Here is a 16,037-nt window from a genome sequence, read left to right as displayed (position 1 = left end):
TGATTGGGCGCGATGCACACCGGCACTCGCGGCCCTGCTGGCACCGTGGTGTTATGCAATCACCGACGAATGCACTTGCCCCTTCGGATGCACCCGACGGCGAATCACTCGCCCTCACGCAGGTGCTCACGTCGCAAATCATCATCCTCGGATACGACTGAACGATGTCGACAACGATGGACGCGCCCTCCGTGGCGATGACAGAGTCGTCATCCGGTCAGGAGACCTGGAACGTCCGCGACTATCGACCTGACCACCTTGAGGGAGTGGTTCGGGTCTGGCGTGAATGGACCTCCGATCAGCGGAACCCTGTGTACACGCTGGCGGAGACGGTTTCGGCCTGTGACGACGGTCTCGGGGTCGTTGTGACGGATGGGGGCAGGGTCATCGGGGCGGCAGTCGCGCGGGTCGACGGCGATCGAGCATGGATCCTGTTGTTTGCGCAGGACCCCGCCGTGCGCGATCAGGGTCTCGGCAGCGCCCTGCTGACCGGGCTCGAAGCGCGTCTCGCAACGCGCAACGTGTTTCGTCTGTCGGCGTTGCTGCCCCAGTCGGAGAACAGACTCAAGGCCTTTCGCAACAGCGACTACACGGGCGAAATACCTCTCTGGTACTTCGATCGTCAGGTGCCGGTGCATCGCTCCAGTCTCGAGCCACTCACATCGCTTGGTGGCGCGCTCCTGCCGCGGGATCTGTGGAAGCGGCTCGCGGGAATGGCGGACGAGAAGGCGCTCATCGAAAGCCGGCTCATCGACCCGCTCGCACACGCTGACCTGGCCGAGGAGTACGGCGTGCACCCGCCGCGAGCGGTCGTCCTGTTCGGCCCCCCCGGTACGGGGAAGACGTCGTTTGCACGAGCGATCGCCAGCCGTCTGGGTTGGCCCTTCGTCGAACTGCATCCCTCACGCTTGGCGAGTGACGCCGCCGGACTCGCCGGGGCTCTGCGCGCCCGTTTTCTCGACATCGCAGAACTGGAGCATGCGGTCGTGTTCATCGATGAGGTGGACGAGGTCGCCGCACGACGCGATGCGGCACGCCCTACACAGTCACACAGCGTGACGAATGAGTTGCTCAAGTCGATACCGGCGTTTCGCGAGCGCGAGGGACGCCTGTTGATTTGCGCCACCAATTTCATTCGTCATCTTGACGACGCGCTACTACGGCACGGCCGCTTCGACTACGTCATTCCTATCGGTCTACCGGATCTTGAGGCGCGGAAAGCGATGTGGCGCCGTTATCTGCCGAAGGGTGCCGCTCACATCGACGTTGACACGCTGGCGCAGAGCAGCGAGCGATTCTCGCCCGCAGATATCGAGTTTGCTGCTCGAAAGGCCGCGCAACGAGCGTTCGATGCTGCCATGCAGTGCGACGACTCGACAGGGCGACGGGTGACGCCGCAGACGGCTGCCTATGTGGATGCGATCCGGCACACTCGGCCGACGGTGTCGGAGACGACGCTCACTGAATTTCAGGCGGACATTCGCTCCTACGCCCGAATCTGACACCACTCGATTTCCATCACTACGCCGACAGGGGCCAGCATGAACGACAATCAGACCGCACGAGAACCTCTTCCTCTGACGAGCCGTAATCGTTCCACCACTCCAACGTCAGATACATTTCGCGACTACATCAAGCAGGGTTGGGCCGAGGCATCGGTCGAACCTGGGGCGCAGCGAGACGCTGCCGCTTTCGCACAGAGGCGCCGCGCCAGGCTGTCTCCAGCCTTTGAGGGTGTGACCGTGATCGTGCCGGCGGGATCACAGTCGGTCCGCGCGAATGACCAGTACTACACGTACCGCCCGCACTCCGGTTTCGCGTATCTCACCGCATGGGGGTCAGACACCGTCGCTGGGTCGATTCTTGTGCTGGAACCAATCGTCGGGGGCCATCGCGCCATCCTGTACTTTCGACCATCCTCCGGGCACGACTCCGACGAGTTCTATGCGAACAATGAGGTCGGCGAACTCTGGACTGGTCGTCGACCCACTCTTCAGCAGGTCGCCGGTGACCTCGGAATGGACACCCGGCCTCTCGATGAATTCGACGGAGCCCTCGAGTCGTGGGAGGGCGACATCGCGGTGCTGAGGAACGCAGACCCGACGGTGACCGCTGTGGTCGATCGCCGGCGTGAGAGCGTGCGCACCGGGCGTGACGCGGAGCGCGGCACGGTTCCGCGAGACGATGATGAGCGCCTCGCTCAGGTGCTCAGCGAGCTGCGCCTCGTGAAAGACACCTTCGAAATTGCCGAGTTGCGTCGCGCTGTCGCCGCAACGCAGCGAGGCTTCGACGACGTCATCGGCCAGCTGCGTGACTGCATCGACCACGACCGGGGAGAGAGACTCGTGGAAGGCGCGTTCTATCGGCGGGCACGAGCGGAGGGCCACGGCGTCGGGTACGAAACGATCGTCGCCGGGGGGTCGCACGCGTGCACCCTGCACTGGACTCGCAATGATGGGCCCATTCGTCGGGGAGACCTCCTCCTCCTCGATGCGGGTGTTGAGGTCGACAGCCTGTACACCGCCGACATCACACGTACTGTTCCGATATCGGGCACCTTCACCGACATGCAGCGCCAGGTCTACGATGCCGTGTTGGAGGCTGCGGATGCCGCACGCGAGGCGGCGAAGCCGGGAGCCCGCTTCCGAGACATGCATGACGCCGCGATGCGGATGATCGCTCACCATGTCAGCGAGTGGGGGCTGATTCCGGTGAGCGCCGAAGACTCCCTCCATGAGGAGGCGCAGTACCATCGTCGATTCATGATCCACGGCACCGGCCACCACCTCGGACTTGATGTGCACGACTGCGCACTCGCCCGCCAACAGGTCTACCTCGACGGTGTACTCGAACCGGGCATGGTCTTCACCATCGAGCCGGGGCTCTACTTTCACGAGGACGACCTCAGCGTGCCCGAACGGTTTCGCGGAATCGGAGTGCGCATCGAGGACGACGTGCTTCTCACGGAGCACGGTTGCGAACTGCTGTCTGCCGATTTCCCTCGCACCGCGAGCGAAATCGAGAAGTGGATGGAGCGGGCCTAGCCCCCGACGACGGCTCCGAACCGTGCCGGCAGCGTGTCGCGGTGGGCGTGGTGCAGTTCGGCGTGGCTGAGGGTGAAGCGGTCCTGCAGCTCTAGCCCGTCGACCTCGGCATCAGTGACCCCGATGCGGGTCACGGGCACGAGCCGCCCCTCGCACAGGCCACGGAATTTGACGTCGTCTTCGCGCGCAACGGAGACGAGCATCCTCGCGCCCGATTCGGCGAAGAGAGCGGCGGTGACGTCGAGTCCGTCGCGTTCCATGAACTCGGTGAGCCAGACGCGGGCGCCGACGCCAAAGCGGAGGACTCCCTCGGCGAGCGCGACCATGAGCCCGCCGTCGCTGAGGTCGTGGGCGCTCGTGACGAGGCCCTCTTCCGCGGCGGCGGCCATGAGGCCCGCGAGGTTCTTCTCGGCGTCGAGGTCGACGAGCGGGGGCACGCCGCCGAGGTGGTCGTGAATGACGCCGGCCCACGCCGAACCGTCGAGCTCATCGCGGGTGACGCCGAGCAGGTAGAGGTTCTCGCCCTCGTCCTGCCAGCCCGAGGGCAGGCGCCGGTCGACGTGGTCGATGACGCCCATGACGGCGACGACCGGGGTGGGGTGAATCGGCACCTCGCCGGTCTGGTTGTAGAACGACACGTTGCCGCCCGTCACCGGAATGCCGAGCTCGAGGCAGCCATCGGCGAGACCCTCGACGGCGCGGGCGAACTGCCACATCACCTCGGGGTTCTCGGGGCTGCCGAAGTTCAGGCAGTCGCTCACGGCGCGGGGGCTCGCGCCGGTCGCCGCGACGTTGCGGTACGCCTCGGCGAGCGCGAGCTGCGCGCCCGCGTAGGGGTCGAGCTGGCAGTAGCGGCCGTTCGCGTCGGTGGCGAGGGCGACGCCGAGCCCGCTCTCTTCGTCGATGCGGATCATGCCCGCGTCGTCGGGCATCGCGAGCGCCGTGTTGCCCATGACGTAGTAGTCGTACTGATTGGTGATGAGGCTCGCGTCGGCCTGGTTCGGCCCGCCGAGTACCCGCAGCGCCTGGGCGCGCAGTTCAGAATCGTCGGATGCGCGGGGCAGGGCGCGCGCGAAATCCGCGTTGAGCGCATCCAGCCATTCGGGGCGCTGCATAGGCCGGTTGTACACGGGGCCGTCGACCGCGACGGTGCGCGGGTCGACGTCGACGATCTTCTCGCCGCGCCAGTGGATGACGAGGCGGCCCGTGTCGGTGACCTCGCCGAGCACGCTGGTCTCGACGTCCCACTTGGCGGTGACGGCGAGGAACGCGTCGAGCTTCGACGGCTCGACGACGGCCATCATGCGCTCCTGGCTTTCCGACATCAGGATCTCTTCGGCGGTCAAGCTCGGGTCGCGCAACAGCACGGCGTCGAGGTCGATGACCATGCCGCCATCGCCGTTCGAGGCGAGCTCGCTGGTCGCGCACGAGATGCCGGCGGCGCCGAGGTCTTGGATGCCCTCGACGAGGCCCTCGCGGTAGAGCTCGAGGCAGCACTCGATGAGCACCTTCTCGGCGAACGGGTCGCCCACCTGCACGGCGGGGCGCTTGGTCGGCCCGCCCTCGCTGAATGTGTCGGAGGCGAGGATCGACGCGCCGCCGATGCCGTCGCCGCCCGTGCGGGCGCCGAACAGCACGACCTTGTTGCCGACGCCGCGGGCGTTGGCGAGGTGCAGGTCTTCGTGGCGGAGGGCCCCGACCGCGAGCGCGTTCACGAGCGGGTTCGCCTGGTACACCGGGTCAAACCACGTCTCGCCGCCGATGTTCGGCAGGCCGAGGCAGTTGCCGTAGAAGCTGATGCCGCTCACAACGCCAGGCAGCACGCGCGCGGTGTCGGGGTGGTCGATCGCGCCGAAGCGCAGGGCGTCCATGACGGCGACGGGGCGGGCGCCCATCGAGATGATGTCGCGCACGATGCCGCCGACGCCGGTCGCCGCACCCTGGAAGGGCTCGATGTAGCTCGGGTGGTTGTGGCTCTCGATCTTGAACGTGACGGCCCAGCCCTCGCCGATGTCGACGACGCCGGCGTTCTCGCCCATGCCGACCATGAGGTGCTCGCGCATCTCGTCCGACACCTTCTGGCCGAACTGACGCAGGTGCACCTTGCTGGACTTGTACGAGCAGTGCTCGCTCCACATGACCGAGTACATGGCGAGTTCGCCGCTCGTCGGGCGGCGGCCCAAGATCTCGCGGATCTGCTGGTACTCGTCGGCCTTCAGGCCCAGCGCGTCATACGGCTGGTGCTTGTCGGGCGTCGCGATCGCGTTCTCGACCGTGTCGGGCTGGGGGATGGCGGGCGCGACGTTCTCGCTCACGGGCAGGGCGCTCCTAGCAGGCGGCGGGCGGATGCTCCGATCCTATCGGCGGGGAAGCTCTCGGCTGACCGGCGTCATCGCGCCGTAACGCGCCGCGCGTACGCTGGCGGCATGAAGGCGTCGACCCTGTGGATCTTTGCGATCATCGCCGTGCTGGTCTTTGCCGGCGCGTTCCTGCTGGGCGGCGCGATCAACCGGTAGCCGCGGTCAGCGGCTCGTCGCCGGCTCCGGCTGCGCGTCGGGCGTCGGCGCCGGGCGGAACTGCCCCGTCGCGGCGAGCACGATGATGAGCACGAGCGGCACGAGCGCTGGTGCCCAGACGCTTCCCGAACGGATGCGCAGCCAACTGAACACGGCGCCCACCACGACACACATGCCGCACATCATCACGAGACCGAGCCAGCCCGGCGCTGTCGGGTAGTTGTAGCCGAGCAGCACGAGTGGTGCGTGCCACAGCCCCCAGATGAGGCCCGACAGCAGGATTGCCGGGGTGACTCCGAGCGGCAGCAGCTTCGGCAGCAGCCAGCCACGCCAGCCGAGCTCTTCCCCGAGTGCGGGAATCAGGTTGATGAACGCGCCAATCAGCACGTTGACGAACTGCAGCGCGACGAGCACGCCGATCGGGATGGGCAACGCGGGCGCTCCCGTCGCGGCCAGTTGCGCTTCGGTGATCTCTTGGAAGCCGCTGAAGTTCACGAAGTCGGCCGGGTAGACGCCGAAGAGTGCGCCGATGGGCAGCGCGGCCAGGATCAGCACCACCGGCACGACGAGCGCCAGCGCCAGGTAGCCGATGAAACGGCCCGGGCGTCCGATCGGCCAGAGGCCCAGAGCGGCGGCCTTCCGCGCGGGCTTGTCGACAAGAAACACGACGATGAGCGCGGCGATCGCTGGCGTGGCCATCATCGCGAGCGCCACCAGCCCGAAGAAGGGGCTAGCGAGCCCGTCGCCAAACCACAGTGGCAGGGCGATAAGCCAACTCAGTCCGAACGCGATGGCAAGAAAGATGAGGATCGAGCGCATCCGTCCACCCTGCCAGGGTCGCCGTGATCAGGGCATCCGTCGCGCGGCGGATTGTGGATGAGGCGTCAGTCGGCCTTCGGAATCGGCGGCCCGATCGTCAGCAGCACGACGTACAGCACCACGACGCCGACCACGATGAGGGTGCCGAGCAGGTAGGGGTGCCGCAGCATCCACCGCACGAGGCGGTCGAACCACACGCGATCGCGCGGGTCGTCCGTCTCCTCGCGCCGCCAGTCGCCCTCGAGACGACCCGTGCGGTGCGCCCAGATGTCAAAGGGGATCGTCGCGTACGGGACGATCGCGGTGACGACCGCGAGCATCCCGATCTTGATGCCCCAGCGCTGGTTCACCGCGGTCAAGACGGCGGTCGCCGCGTAGGCGAGGAACACGAACCCGTGGATGCTGCCGCCGATCGTCACGAAGATCGCGCCGTCGTCGCGGCCGACGACCGCGCGAATGATGAGGCCGCCGATCAGGAGCGTCCACGTGATCGCCTCGGCGATCGCGAGCACGCGATAGAGCCTCTTCGGTGTCACACGGGATGCACGGGGCGAGCCAGCGGGGGAGGACGGCGCGGCAGGCGCCGGGGAGGCGTCGGTGGTCATGACCCCTAGTTCAGCACGCTCTGCTTGAGCACCGATGTGAAGAACGTCAGCCCGTCGGTGCCGGAGCGCATCGCACTCGTTGTGTCGGGGCCGAAGCCCGCCTCGACGGCGTGCTCGGGGTGCGGCATGAGGCCGACCACGTTGCCGCGCTCGTTGCGCAGGCCCGCGATGTCGCGCAGCGAGCCGTTCGGGTTAACGTCGAGGTAGCGGAAGGCGACGAGCCCCTCGCCCTCGAGCCGGTCGAGCGTCGTCTCGTCGGCGATGTAGCCGCCCTCGCCGTTCTTCAGCGGGATCACGATCTCTTGCCCCTCGGTGAAGCCGTTCGTCCAGGCGCTGGCGGTCGACTCGACGCGCAGGCGCTGGTCGCGGCGGATGAAGTCGCCGTGGTCGTTGCGAATCAGCCCGCCGGGCAGCAGGTGTGCCTCGACGAGGATCTGGAAGCCGTTGCAGATGCCGAGCACGGGCATCCCGCCGTTCGCCGCGTCGATGACCTCGGCCATGATCGGCGAGCGGGCCGCGATCGCGCCAGCGCGCAGGTAGTCGCCGTAACTGAAGCCGCCGGGCAAGACGATCGCGTCGACCCCCTTCAGGTCGTGCTCGCCGTGCCACAGCGCAACCGGCTCTGCCCCCGCGAGGCGCACGGCGCGCATCGCGTCGCGGTCATCAAGCGACCCGGGGAAGGTGACGACTCCGACGCGCATGGTCACGCGCCCGCGGTGACGGTCTGGGCCACGTGCACGCTGACGACGTCTTCGATGACGCCGTTCGAGAGCAGGTCGGCGGCCAGCTGGCGCGCCGTGTCGAGGAGGGCGTCGTCAACCTCGCCATCCACGTGCAGTTCGAAGCGCTTGCCGAGGCGAACGTCGGTGATGCGGTTTTCGCCCAGGCGGTGAATCGCCCCGGCGACGGCCTTGCCGGCCGGGTCGAGCAGTTCGGCCTTCGGCATGACCTCGACGACGATGGTGGGCACGGCGGCTCCTCGGATGCGCGGCAGCGGGTGGGGTCAGCATTCACTCTACCGGCGCGGCTACGGTGGCCTGACCGACCGACGACCACCGATCAGGAACCCGGAACGGGAGGCTCACGTGCCCGCAGTCGACGACTTCACCTGGCAGAGCTGGACGGGCCTCGGGCTCGCCGTCGCCATCGCCCTCGGCATCGTCATCGTTGTCACCGGGATGCTCGCCCTCGGCGCCCGCATCGCCTCGCGCAAGTGGGCGGGCGCCTACGCAACGTTCGGCCCGCCGCGGCGTCGGCTACGGGTTTTGCTTGGCCTCATCGGCGTGTGGATCGCCATCTCGCTGACGCTGCCCGCGGCGGTCGTGGAGGCGGGTTGGCGGCCGATCATCAATCAGACCTTCCGCATCCTGGTGATTCTGGCGGCGGCGTGGTTCATCACCGCGATCGTGCGCCTCATGTTCGAGCGGGTGTTGCGGCGCTACGACATCACCGTCGACGACAACCGGGTCGCGCGGCGCATGCAGACGCAGCTGCTGCTCGTGCGCCGCATCGTCGTGGTCGTGGTCGGGCTGATCGCCGTGGCGGCGGCGCTGTTGACGTTCCCGGGGGCGCAGGCGGCGGGCGCGAGCCTGCTGGCCTCGGCGGGCCTCGCCTCCGTGATCGCGGGTCTTGCCGCGCAGTCGACCCTGTCGAACGTGTTCGCCGGAATGCAGTTGGCGTTCAGCGACGCGATCCGCATTGACGACGTCGTCATCGTCGAGGAGGAGTTCGGCCGCGTCGAAGAGATCACCCTGACCTACGTCGTCGTGAAGCTGTGGGACCAGCGCCGCATGGTGCTGCCGTCGGTCTACTTCGCGACGACGCCGTTCCAGAACTGGACGCGTCAGACAAGCGACCTCATCGGTGCGATCATGCTCGACCTCGACTGGCGCCTCGACGTCGACGCGATGCGCGCGAAACTCGACGACATCCTGGCCGGCACCCCCCTGTGGGACGGCCGCGTCGCGAACGTCGCCGTCACCGACGCGACCGGCGGCCGCATCGAGGTGCGTGTGCTCGTCAGCGCGGCCGACGCTCCCACGCTGTGGGACCTCCGCGTGCTCGTGCGCGAGCAGCTCGTTTCGTGGGTGCGCAACGAGGCGCCCGAGGCGCTGCCGGGCCAGCGCGTCATCGGCGGGGGCGGAGATGCCGAGGTCAGCGCGATCGAGAGTGCGGAGGACGCGGGCGCCGAGTAGCGCTCGCGTGGGTCAGCGCACCGCGCCGGTCAGGGCCAGGTCGACCGCAGCTCGGCATCTACCGCAGCAGCGTGCCGACCGGCGAGGTGAGCGCGTCGGCGATCGCGAAGTCGGCCCACTCGCGGTAGCCCTGCGCGCCGGGGTGGAACTCATCGACCGCAAAAAACCCCTCGGTGTACGGAGGCGGGGGCGGCGACATGTGCGCGCGCGGGTGCGCGTCGATCAGTTCGCGCGCCTCGTGCTCGAGCGCTTGCGAGTGACGGTAGAGGGTCGAGCGCAGCGGCTCGGGCAGCCCGCGGAACCGGAAGAACGCGGGCAGCGACGACATGAGCAGCACGGCCTCGGGGTGCGCGCCGAACACCTTCCCGACGATGTGCTCGATGTCGCGCCGGAACCCGCGGGCGCTGCGCACCGCGAGCGCGTCGTTGGCGCCCACGCTGAGGAAGACGAGCGTCGTCTTCTCGCGCAGCGCCGGTCTCAGGTGGCGGGCAATCAGGTCGCGCGCGGTCGCCCCCGACCGACCGGATGCACGCCACAACACCCGACGCGCCGTCGCCTCGTTCAGCGCACGCGCCAGTTGGCCGCCGAGCCCGAAATTCGCGTCGTCAACGCCGACGCCGGCCGCCGTCGAGTCGCCGAGCACGAGCATCCGGATGGGGTTGTCGTCGCCCCTGTCGCCGGCGGCTCCGCGCCACGGGCCGGGCGCCTCCGGCAGGACGGGGATGCGCTCACGTAGCTCACGAGACTGCGGCACGATCACGGGCGCGAGCGCGAGCGCGACGGCGCGGCTGACAGCAAGGCCGTCGCGCGTGAACGTCGGCTTGTCGGGCTGGTCGTGCGGATTGCTCACGGCGCCCGAGTCTAGGGGGTCGCGGTGACGCGCAGCCGGTTCCCCCACGGGTCGCCGACGCTGACTGTCTGCCCGTCGTTCGCGACGTTGATGCGGTGGTCGCGCATCCGTTCGGTGAGGGCGCCGACGGCGTCGGCCGATGGCAGCACGATGTCGACGAGACCGAGCCCGAGGGTGGGTTGCCGGCGCCCGGCTCCACGGCTGCGCCACACATTCATCGCCATGTGGTGGTGGTAGCCGCCCGCACTCATGAACACGGCCTGGTTGCCAAGCTCGGCCGTGATGTCGAAGCCGAGTGTGCCCGAATAGAAGGAGCGCGCCGTGTCGACGTCGCCCACCGAGAGGTGCACGTGGCCGACCGCACCGGAGGTGGGGTGGTCGAGCTCGTCCTCGGTGAGGTGTTCGCGTAAGAACGCGTTTGGGTCGAGCGGCAGGCTCGCCATCGACACGCGGTCGCCCGACCACTGCCAGGTGTCGCGGGGGCGATCCCAGTACAGCTCGACACCGTTGCCTTCCGGATCGTCGAAGTAGAACGCCTCGCTGACGAGATGGTCGGCCGAACCCGTGAATCGTTCGGGATGCGCCGTCGCCGTGCGGTACACCGCGGAGGCGAGAGCGGCGCGCGTCTCGAACAGGATCGCCGTGTGGAACAGCCCCGCTTCGCGGGGGCCCGCGTGCCGCATCGCCGGGCTGTGACGCAGCACGACGGCGGGCTTGGCCGCGGTGACGACGGTGCCCGCGCCGGTGTTGGCGACGTTCGCCGGTCGGCCGAGCGTCACCGTGTCGGCGTCGTCCGCGAGCACCGCCAGGCCGACGGCGTCGCGGTAGTAGGCGGTCATCACGTCGAGGTTCGCGACGTCGAGAGTGACCGCGCCCATCGTCAAGTCGGCGGGCAGGGTGCGCGCAGTGGCAGCGTGGAGCTGATCGGACATGCCGGGGTAACGCCGTACACCCCCGGGGTATTCCGTGGGGTTCTCGGTGCCGGGTGCGTAGAGAGCCGGGGCGCGGGCATCCTCGTTGCGGTACCCCGTGCATCCATGCCGGCCAGTGTGCAGTTGTGGTCGTCTCACCCGCCCGATCTTGATCACGAGTGCAAACTCACGCGTGTGTCTGCGCGCCGTGCCGGTGTAGCTCCGCGTGGCGACGCGAGCGGGTGGCCTGCGGTGCGTGAGCCGCACACGTATGCGGCACGAAAGCCCGACCGTGCATTCATGCCCGCGAGTGTGCACTTGTGGTCGTTTCGGTCACTCGCATTCGACCACTAGTGACAATTCGCACGAAATTGTTCACACATGCTCAGGCGGTGGCGGTGGCGGTGGCGGTGGCGGTGACGGTGGCGGTGGCGGTGGCGGTGACGGTGACGGTGGCGATAGCCGTGGTGCTGATGGGCGTGGGCGCAGGACGGGGCCATCCGCGGTGTCGGAAACGCAGCACGGGGCGCCCGCAGTGCCGGAAGCGCGGTGTGGGGCGCTCGCGGTGCAGGAAGCACAGTGCGCCGGTCGCCTACGCGGTCAGGCGGTCGATCAGCTCGCGGTAGCGGGCCGCCGTGCGCTCGACGATCTCGACGGGCAGGCGCGGCGAAACCCCGGAGCCGTCCCAGTTGGCGGCCAGCCAGTCGCGCACGATCTGCTTGTCAAAGCTCGCCAGGCGGTCGGGGCCGCCCGCGGCGTACAGCGTCGCGTCCCAGTACCGCGACGAGTCGCTCGTCAGTACTTCGTCGGCGAGGGTGAGCTCGCCCGTCTCCGGGTCGTCGCCGAACTCGAACTTCGTGTCGGCGAGGATCACGCCGCGTGACTCGGCGACCGCCGAGGCCCGCGTGAAGATCGCGAGCGACGCATCCCGCAGTGCCTCGGCGACGGACGCCCCGACCAGTTCGACCGATCGCTCGAACGTGATGTTCTCGTCGTGTTCGCCGTACGGCGCCTTCCACGCCGGCGTGTAGATCGGTTCGGGCAGCCGGTCGCCATTCGTCAGCCCGGCTGGCAGCGCGATGCCGCAAACGGTGCCGCGTTCGCGGTACTCGGCCCAGCCGCTGCCGACGAGGTAGCCGCGCACGACGCATTCCACGGGGTGCATGCGAAGGCGCCGCGCGACGACGGCGCGGTCGGCCACGGCGTCGGGCACGACGCCCTGCGGGTCGAGGTGGTTGGCGATCGGCAGCTGCGCGAACCACCACCGACTCAACTGCGTCAGCAGGGCGCCCTTACCGGGGATGCCCGGCTCGAGCACGTGGTCAAAAGCGCTCACCCGGTCGCTCGCGACCATCAGAACGCGGTCGGACTCCGCGAGGCTGGATGCGCCCTCCGGCATATAGAGATCGCGCACCTTGCCGCTGTACGCGTGTACCCACCCCGGTAGGTCGAGGGTGTCGGCGGCGTGCCCCGTCGTCATGAGGCGGCCGGGTCCACCCGGGCGGCGATGTCGCGGCGCACCTGGCCGCCCTCCAGCCCGATGAGGTCGATGGCGCGGTAGGCGCGCTCGCGGGCTACGGTGAAGTCGGGTCCGGTGGCGACGACGCTGAGCACACGGCCGCCGGTCGCGACAAAGCCACCGTCAACGTATGCCGTCGCTGCGTGGCAGAGGTGCACGCCCTCCACAGCGGCCGCCTCGGCCAGGCCCGTCAGCGGCCGTCCGGTGTGTGGGGTGTCGGGGTAGCCCTCGCTCGCCAGCACGACGGTCACCGCGACGTCGCTCGAAAACTCGGGTGCGGGGGCGCTCGCGAGGGTTCCCGTCGCGGCGGCGAACAGCAGCGTCGAGAGCGGTGTGGTGAGCCGCGGCAGCACTACCTGCGTCTCAGGGTCGCCGAAGCGCGCGTTGAACTCGATGACGCGAACGCCCGTGTCGGTCAGAATCAGACCGCAGTAGAGCAGCCCGATGAAGGGTGTGCCCTCGGCGGCAAGCTGACGGATCGTGGGCTGCGCGACGCTGGCGATGACCTCGTCGACGAGACCCTCCGGCGCCCAGGGCAGCGGCGAGTACGCGCCCATTCCGCCAGTGTTCGCGCCCGTGTCGCCCTCGCCGATGCGCTTGTAGTCCTGCGCGGGGCTGAGCGGCACGACCGTCGAGCCGTCGCTGAGCAGGAACAGGCTGATCTCCTGCCCCGACAGGAACTCCTCGACGAGCACCCCGCCCTGCTGCAGGTAGTGCTCGGCGTGCGCGACCGCGGCGGCGCGGTCGTCGGTGACGATGACGCCCTTGCCGGCGGCGAGCCCGTCGGCCTTCACGACGTAGGGGGCTCCGTAGGCGTCGAGCGCGCCTTCGACGTCGGCGATGGTCGCCGCCCGCAGTGCCCGCCCGGTCGGGACCCCGGCGGCCTCCATGATGCGCTTCGCGAACGCCTTCGACCCTTCGAGTTGGGCGGCCTTCGCGCTCGGGCCGAACACGGCGATGCCGCGTGTGCGCAGGGCGTCGGCGACCCCCGCCACGAGCGGAGCCTCCGGACCGACCACCACCAACTCGATGCCGTTCTCGATCGCATAGTCGGCGACGACGGCACCCTTCGTCGGGTCGAGCGCGACGGTCTCGACCGCCTCGGCGATGCCCGCGTTTCCGGGGGCAGCCACGATCTCGTGGTCGGCCTCCTCGCTGAGCAATGCGGTGATGATGGCGTGCTCGCGGGCACCCGAGCCGAGAACGAGAATCTTCACGCGGTCAGCCTACCGAGGCCGCACGGGGCGAGCGCGGCCAGTAGCGGGCCGTTAGCCTCGTCGCATGCCCCGCCCGCGCATCCCGCAGCCTGACGGAGAAGCCGCCATCCAGGCGGCGCTCGCCGACCTCGACGCCGCCGACGGCACGACGCTGGCGACGGCCAGCCGCTACGTGCTCCAGGTGCTCGGCGACGAGCATCCCGGTCGCAGCGTCGAGGTGCGCGTCCCCCCGTTCGGGGCCGTCCAGCTCATCGAGGGCCCGCGGCACACCCGCGGAACCCCGCCGAACGTCGTCGAAATGGATGCGCGCACCCTGATCGCGCTCGCCACCGGGCAGGCGACGTGGGGCGGTGCTGTTCGGGATGCACGCATCCAGGCATCCGGATCGCGCAGCGACCTCGCGCACCTGTTCCCGATCGCCCAGGTGAATCGGCCACAATAGGCGCGTGAGCGACCAGACCCCCGCGCCGGAGCCCGGAGAGCGCCAGCAGTTGAGCGTGCGGCGCGCCCCCAAGATCGGCGCCTTCATGGTGGTCGGCGGGTTCCTCGGGTTTCTGGCGACCCTGACCGCAACCGTGTCGGTGCCGAGTGACCCCACGTCGCAGGTGGGGCTCGGCACGCTCGTCGCCTACTTCTCGCTGTACGGCATCACCGCGGGGGTCGTCGTCGGAGCGATTATCGGCATCACTCTTGATCGGGTGTCGCGCAAGCGTGCCCGCACGATGGAGGCTGTGCACGAGGTTGTCGATCCGGTGCCCATCGAGGGTGAGCTGGAGGATGAGACCGGCGCCGAGCATCCTGCTGCCGGAGACGTCGACAGCGCGGACGCGACCGGCGAGGCGGCAGACCCCCGCTAACTGTTCTGGTTCGCCTCGACCCACTCGAGATACTCGGGGCTAACGGTTCCCGTGACGTAGTCGCCCGTGAAGCAGCTCATCTCGAGCTCGGTAATGTCGGTGCCCTCGACGATCGCTGCCTGCATGTCGGCGACCTCCTGGTAGATGAGATGGTCGGCGCCAAGCTCACGCGCGATGTCGGGGATCTTGCGGCCGTGTGCGACGAGTTCGCGCGAGGTGGGCATGTTGATGCCGTACACGTGGGGGTACCGAACAGGCGGCGCGGCTGACGTGAAGGTGACCTCGTTCGCCCCGGCCGCGCGCGCCATCTCGACGATCTCCTGAGAGGTGGTGCCGCGCACGATCGAGTCGTCGACGATCAGGATGTTCTTGCCGCGGAACTCACTCGACATCGCGTTCAGCTTCTGCTTGACGCTCCTCTTGCGCTCCGCCTGGCCGGGCATGATGAAGGTGCGGCCGACGTAGCGGTTCTTGTAGAAGCCCTCGCGGTATTCGATGCCGAGCTTCTGGGCCACCTGCATGGCGGCGGGCCTGGATGAGTCGGGAATCGGCATGACGACGTCGATGTTGCCGGTCGGTGCGTACTGCGCGATCGTGTTCGCGAGCCGGTCGCCGAGGCGCAGCCGCGCCTCGTAGACCGAGATGCCGTTCATGACCGAGTCGGGGCGGGCGAGATACACGTACTCGAACGAGCAGGGGATCAGGCGGGGGTTCGCGGCGCACTGGCGCGACTCCATCTGACCGTCGGGGGTGATGAAGACCGCCTCGCCGGGGGCGAGATCACGCACGACCTCGTAGTCGCCGGCCTCGAGGACGAGTGATTCGCTCGCCACGACCCACTCATCACCGGCAAGACCCGAGGTGCGACGGCCGAGAACGAGCGGCCGGATGCCGAATGGGTCGCGGAAGGCCAAGAGCCCCTGACCGGCGATAAGGGCGATCGCGGCGTACGACCCTTCGACGCGCTCGTGCACCCGCGAGATCGCGGCAAACACCTGCTCGGGAAACAGCTCGTTGCCGAGCACCTGCTGCTGCAGCTCGTGGGCGAGCACGTTGACGAGCAGCTCGGTGTCGGAGTTCGTGTTGAGGTGTCGACGGTCGACGTCGTTCAGTTCGCGGGTGAGCTCACGCGTGTTCGTCAGGTTGCCGTTGTGCACGAGGATGATGCCGTACGGCGCGTTCACGTAGAACGGCTGCGCCTCCTCTTCGCTGGACGCGGTGCCGCGCGTGGCGTAGCGCACGTGGCCGAGCCCCATCGTGCCGAGCAGGCTCCGCATGTCGCGCGTGCGGTATGCCTCGCGCACCTGGCCTTTCGCCTTCGTCATGTGCAGCACGCGCCCCTCGGCGGTCGCGATGCCGGTGGAGTCTTGGCCGCGGTGCTGAAGCAACGCCAGGGCGTCGTAGACCTGCTGATTCACGGGGCCCGACGAGACGAGGCCGACGATGCCGCACATGGAGTTTCGCGCGCTCCTGGAAAGACCGGGGAATCGACCCGAGCGGGTCG

General features: G+C 68.7%; 16 protein-coding genes and 1 pseudogene. 6 read left to right on the top strand and 11 right to left on the bottom strand.

Translation table 11 applies throughout. From position 1 onward, the window contains the following. Positions 1-164: 164 nt before the first annotated feature. The 3 genes and pseudogenes from EV140_RS13490 to EV140_RS07085 form a co-directional block, all read left to right on the top strand. Positions 165-521, top strand: a pseudogene (locus tag EV140_RS13490) (GNAT family N-acetyltransferase); the annotation flags it as partial. Continuing rightward, entirely contained in the window at positions 522-1,502 is a 981-nt protein-coding gene (locus EV140_RS07090; protein ID WP_241971351.1) for an ATP-binding protein, read from the top strand. A 39-nt stretch (positions 1,503-1,541) separates the two neighbouring features. Further along, a complete protein-coding gene (locus EV140_RS07085; protein WP_130282411.1) occupies positions 1,542-3,044 on the top strand; it encodes an aminopeptidase P family protein in 1,503 nt (500 codons plus the stop codon). Here EV140_RS07085 and purL read toward each other — a convergent pair. The 5 genes from purL to purS all read right to left on the bottom strand — a co-directional run bounded on the left by purL (position 3,041) and on the right by purS (position 7,954). Further along, on the bottom strand, positions 3,041-5,359 hold the full coding sequence (purL, locus tag EV140_RS07080; RefSeq protein WP_198674371.1) for a phosphoribosylformylglycinamidine synthase subunit PurL: 2,319 nt from the start codon (positions 5,357-5,359) through the stop codon (positions 3,041-3,043). The two genes, EV140_RS07085 and purL, sit on opposite strands and share 4 nt — an antisense overlap. Positions 5,360-5,566: 207 nt before the next feature. Further along, positions 5,567-6,379 (bottom strand): CPBP family intramembrane glutamic endopeptidase, encoded by an 813-nt coding sequence (locus EV140_RS07075; RefSeq protein WP_130282409.1) that lies wholly within the window; start codon positions 6,377-6,379, stop codon positions 5,567-5,569. A gap of 65 nt (positions 6,380-6,444) precedes the next feature. After that, entirely contained in the window at positions 6,445-6,984 is a 540-nt protein-coding gene (locus EV140_RS07070; RefSeq protein WP_130282407.1) for a DUF3817 domain-containing protein, read from the bottom strand. Between the two features lie 5 nt (positions 6,985-6,989). Continuing rightward, positions 6,990-7,685 (bottom strand): phosphoribosylformylglycinamidine synthase subunit PurQ, encoded by a 696-nt coding sequence (purQ, locus tag EV140_RS07065; protein ID WP_130282520.1) that lies wholly within the window; start codon positions 7,683-7,685, stop codon positions 6,990-6,992. A gap of 2 nt (positions 7,686-7,687) precedes the next feature. Further along, positions 7,688-7,954, bottom strand: a complete 267-nt coding sequence (gene purS / locus EV140_RS07060; protein ID WP_130282405.1) for a phosphoribosylformylglycinamidine synthase subunit PurS — start codon at positions 7,952-7,954, stop codon at positions 7,688-7,690. Between the two features lie 115 nt (positions 7,955-8,069). On the opposite strand from purS, the gene EV140_RS07055 reads away from it, so the two are divergent. After that, positions 8,070-9,179 (top strand): mechanosensitive ion channel family protein, encoded by a 1,110-nt coding sequence (locus tag EV140_RS07055; RefSeq protein ID WP_130282403.1) that lies wholly within the window; start codon positions 8,070-8,072, stop codon positions 9,177-9,179. 58 nt (positions 9,180-9,237) lie between these two features. Here EV140_RS07055 and EV140_RS07050 read toward each other — a convergent pair whose 3' ends face one another. The 5 genes from EV140_RS07050 to purD all read right to left on the bottom strand — a co-directional run bounded on the left by EV140_RS07050 (position 9,238) and on the right by purD (position 13,676). Further along, a complete protein-coding gene (locus EV140_RS07050; protein WP_130282401.1) occupies positions 9,238-10,029 on the bottom strand; it encodes an SGNH/GDSL hydrolase family protein in 792 nt (263 codons plus the stop codon). A gap of 11 nt (positions 10,030-10,040) precedes the next feature. Continuing rightward, positions 10,041-10,961, bottom strand: a complete 921-nt coding sequence (locus EV140_RS07045; RefSeq protein ID WP_241971340.1) for a VOC family protein — start codon at positions 10,959-10,961, stop codon at positions 10,041-10,043. A 364-nt stretch (positions 10,962-11,325) separates the two neighbouring features. Further along, positions 11,326-11,463, bottom strand: a complete 138-nt coding sequence (locus EV140_RS13320; RefSeq protein WP_198674370.1) for a hypothetical protein — start codon at positions 11,461-11,463, stop codon at positions 11,326-11,328. 69 nt (positions 11,464-11,532) lie between these two features. Further along, a complete protein-coding gene (locus EV140_RS07035; protein WP_130282399.1) occupies positions 11,533-12,420 on the bottom strand; it encodes a phosphoribosylaminoimidazolesuccinocarboxamide synthase in 888 nt (295 codons plus the stop codon). Further along, positions 12,417-13,676 (bottom strand): phosphoribosylamine--glycine ligase, encoded by a 1,260-nt coding sequence (purD, locus tag EV140_RS07030; protein ID WP_130282397.1) that lies wholly within the window; start codon positions 13,674-13,676, stop codon positions 12,417-12,419. Before purD ends, EV140_RS07035 begins: the two co-directional genes overlap by 4 nt. Before the next feature lie 64 nt (positions 13,677-13,740). Between purD and EV140_RS07025 the strand changes: the two genes are divergently transcribed. Together EV140_RS07025 and EV140_RS07020 are read left to right on the top strand one after the other, a co-directional pair. Continuing rightward, a complete protein-coding gene (locus EV140_RS07025) occupies positions 13,741-14,118 on the top strand; it encodes a sterol carrier family protein (RefSeq protein ID WP_130282395.1) in 378 nt (125 codons plus the stop codon). 4 nt (positions 14,119-14,122) lie between these two features. Next, complete coding sequence (locus tag EV140_RS07020) at positions 14,123-14,533, top strand: hypothetical protein (RefSeq protein ID WP_130282393.1); 411 nt, start codon at positions 14,123-14,125, stop codon at positions 14,531-14,533. On the opposite strand, the gene purF is transcribed toward EV140_RS07020, so the two are convergent. Beyond that, positions 14,530-15,987, bottom strand: a complete 1,458-nt coding sequence (purF, locus tag EV140_RS07015; RefSeq protein ID WP_130282391.1) for an amidophosphoribosyltransferase — start codon at positions 15,985-15,987, stop codon at positions 14,530-14,532. The two genes, EV140_RS07020 and purF, sit on opposite strands and share 4 nt — an antisense overlap. Between the last annotated feature and the right edge of the window lie 50 nt (positions 15,988-16,037).

The organism is Microcella alkaliphila (assembly GCF_004216855.1).
In the GTDB taxonomy this organism is placed as follows: Bacteria; Actinomycetota; Actinomycetes; order Actinomycetales; family Microbacteriaceae; genus Microcella; species Microcella alkaliphila.
This window is presented reverse-complemented; position numbering and strand designations above follow the sequence as displayed.

What these genes read in the sequence shown, in the direction of transcription:
- EV140_RS07085 (WP_130282411.1), top strand. Translation starts at nt 1,542, where the DNA reads ATGAACGACAATCAGACCGCACGAGAACCTCTTCCTCTGACGAGCCGT.
- EV140_RS07075 (WP_130282409.1), bottom strand. Translation starts at nt 6,379, where the DNA reads ATGCGCTCGATCCTCATCTTTCTTGCCATCGCGTTCGGACTGAGTTGG.
- EV140_RS07070 (WP_130282407.1), bottom strand. Translation starts at nt 6,984, where the DNA reads ATGACCACCGACGCCTCCCCGGCGCCTGCCGCGCCGTCCTCCCCCGCT.
- purQ (WP_130282520.1), bottom strand. Translation starts at nt 7,685, where the DNA reads ATGCGCGTCGGAGTCGTCACCTTCCCCGGGTCGCTTGATGACCGCGAC.
- EV140_RS07045 (WP_241971340.1), bottom strand. Translation starts at nt 10,961, where the DNA reads ATGTCCGATCAGCTCCACGCTGCCACTGCGCGCACCCTGCCCGCCGAC.
- EV140_RS07035 (WP_130282399.1), bottom strand. Translation starts at nt 12,420, where the DNA reads ATGACGACGGGGCACGCCGCCGACACCCTCGACCTACCGGGGTGGGTA.
- EV140_RS07025 (WP_130282395.1), top strand. Translation starts at nt 13,741, where the DNA reads ATGCCCCGCCCGCGCATCCCGCAGCCTGACGGAGAAGCCGCCATCCAG.
- purF (WP_130282391.1), bottom strand. Translation starts at nt 15,987, where the DNA reads ATGTGCGGCATCGTCGGCCTCGTCTCGTCGGGCCCCGTGAATCAGCAG.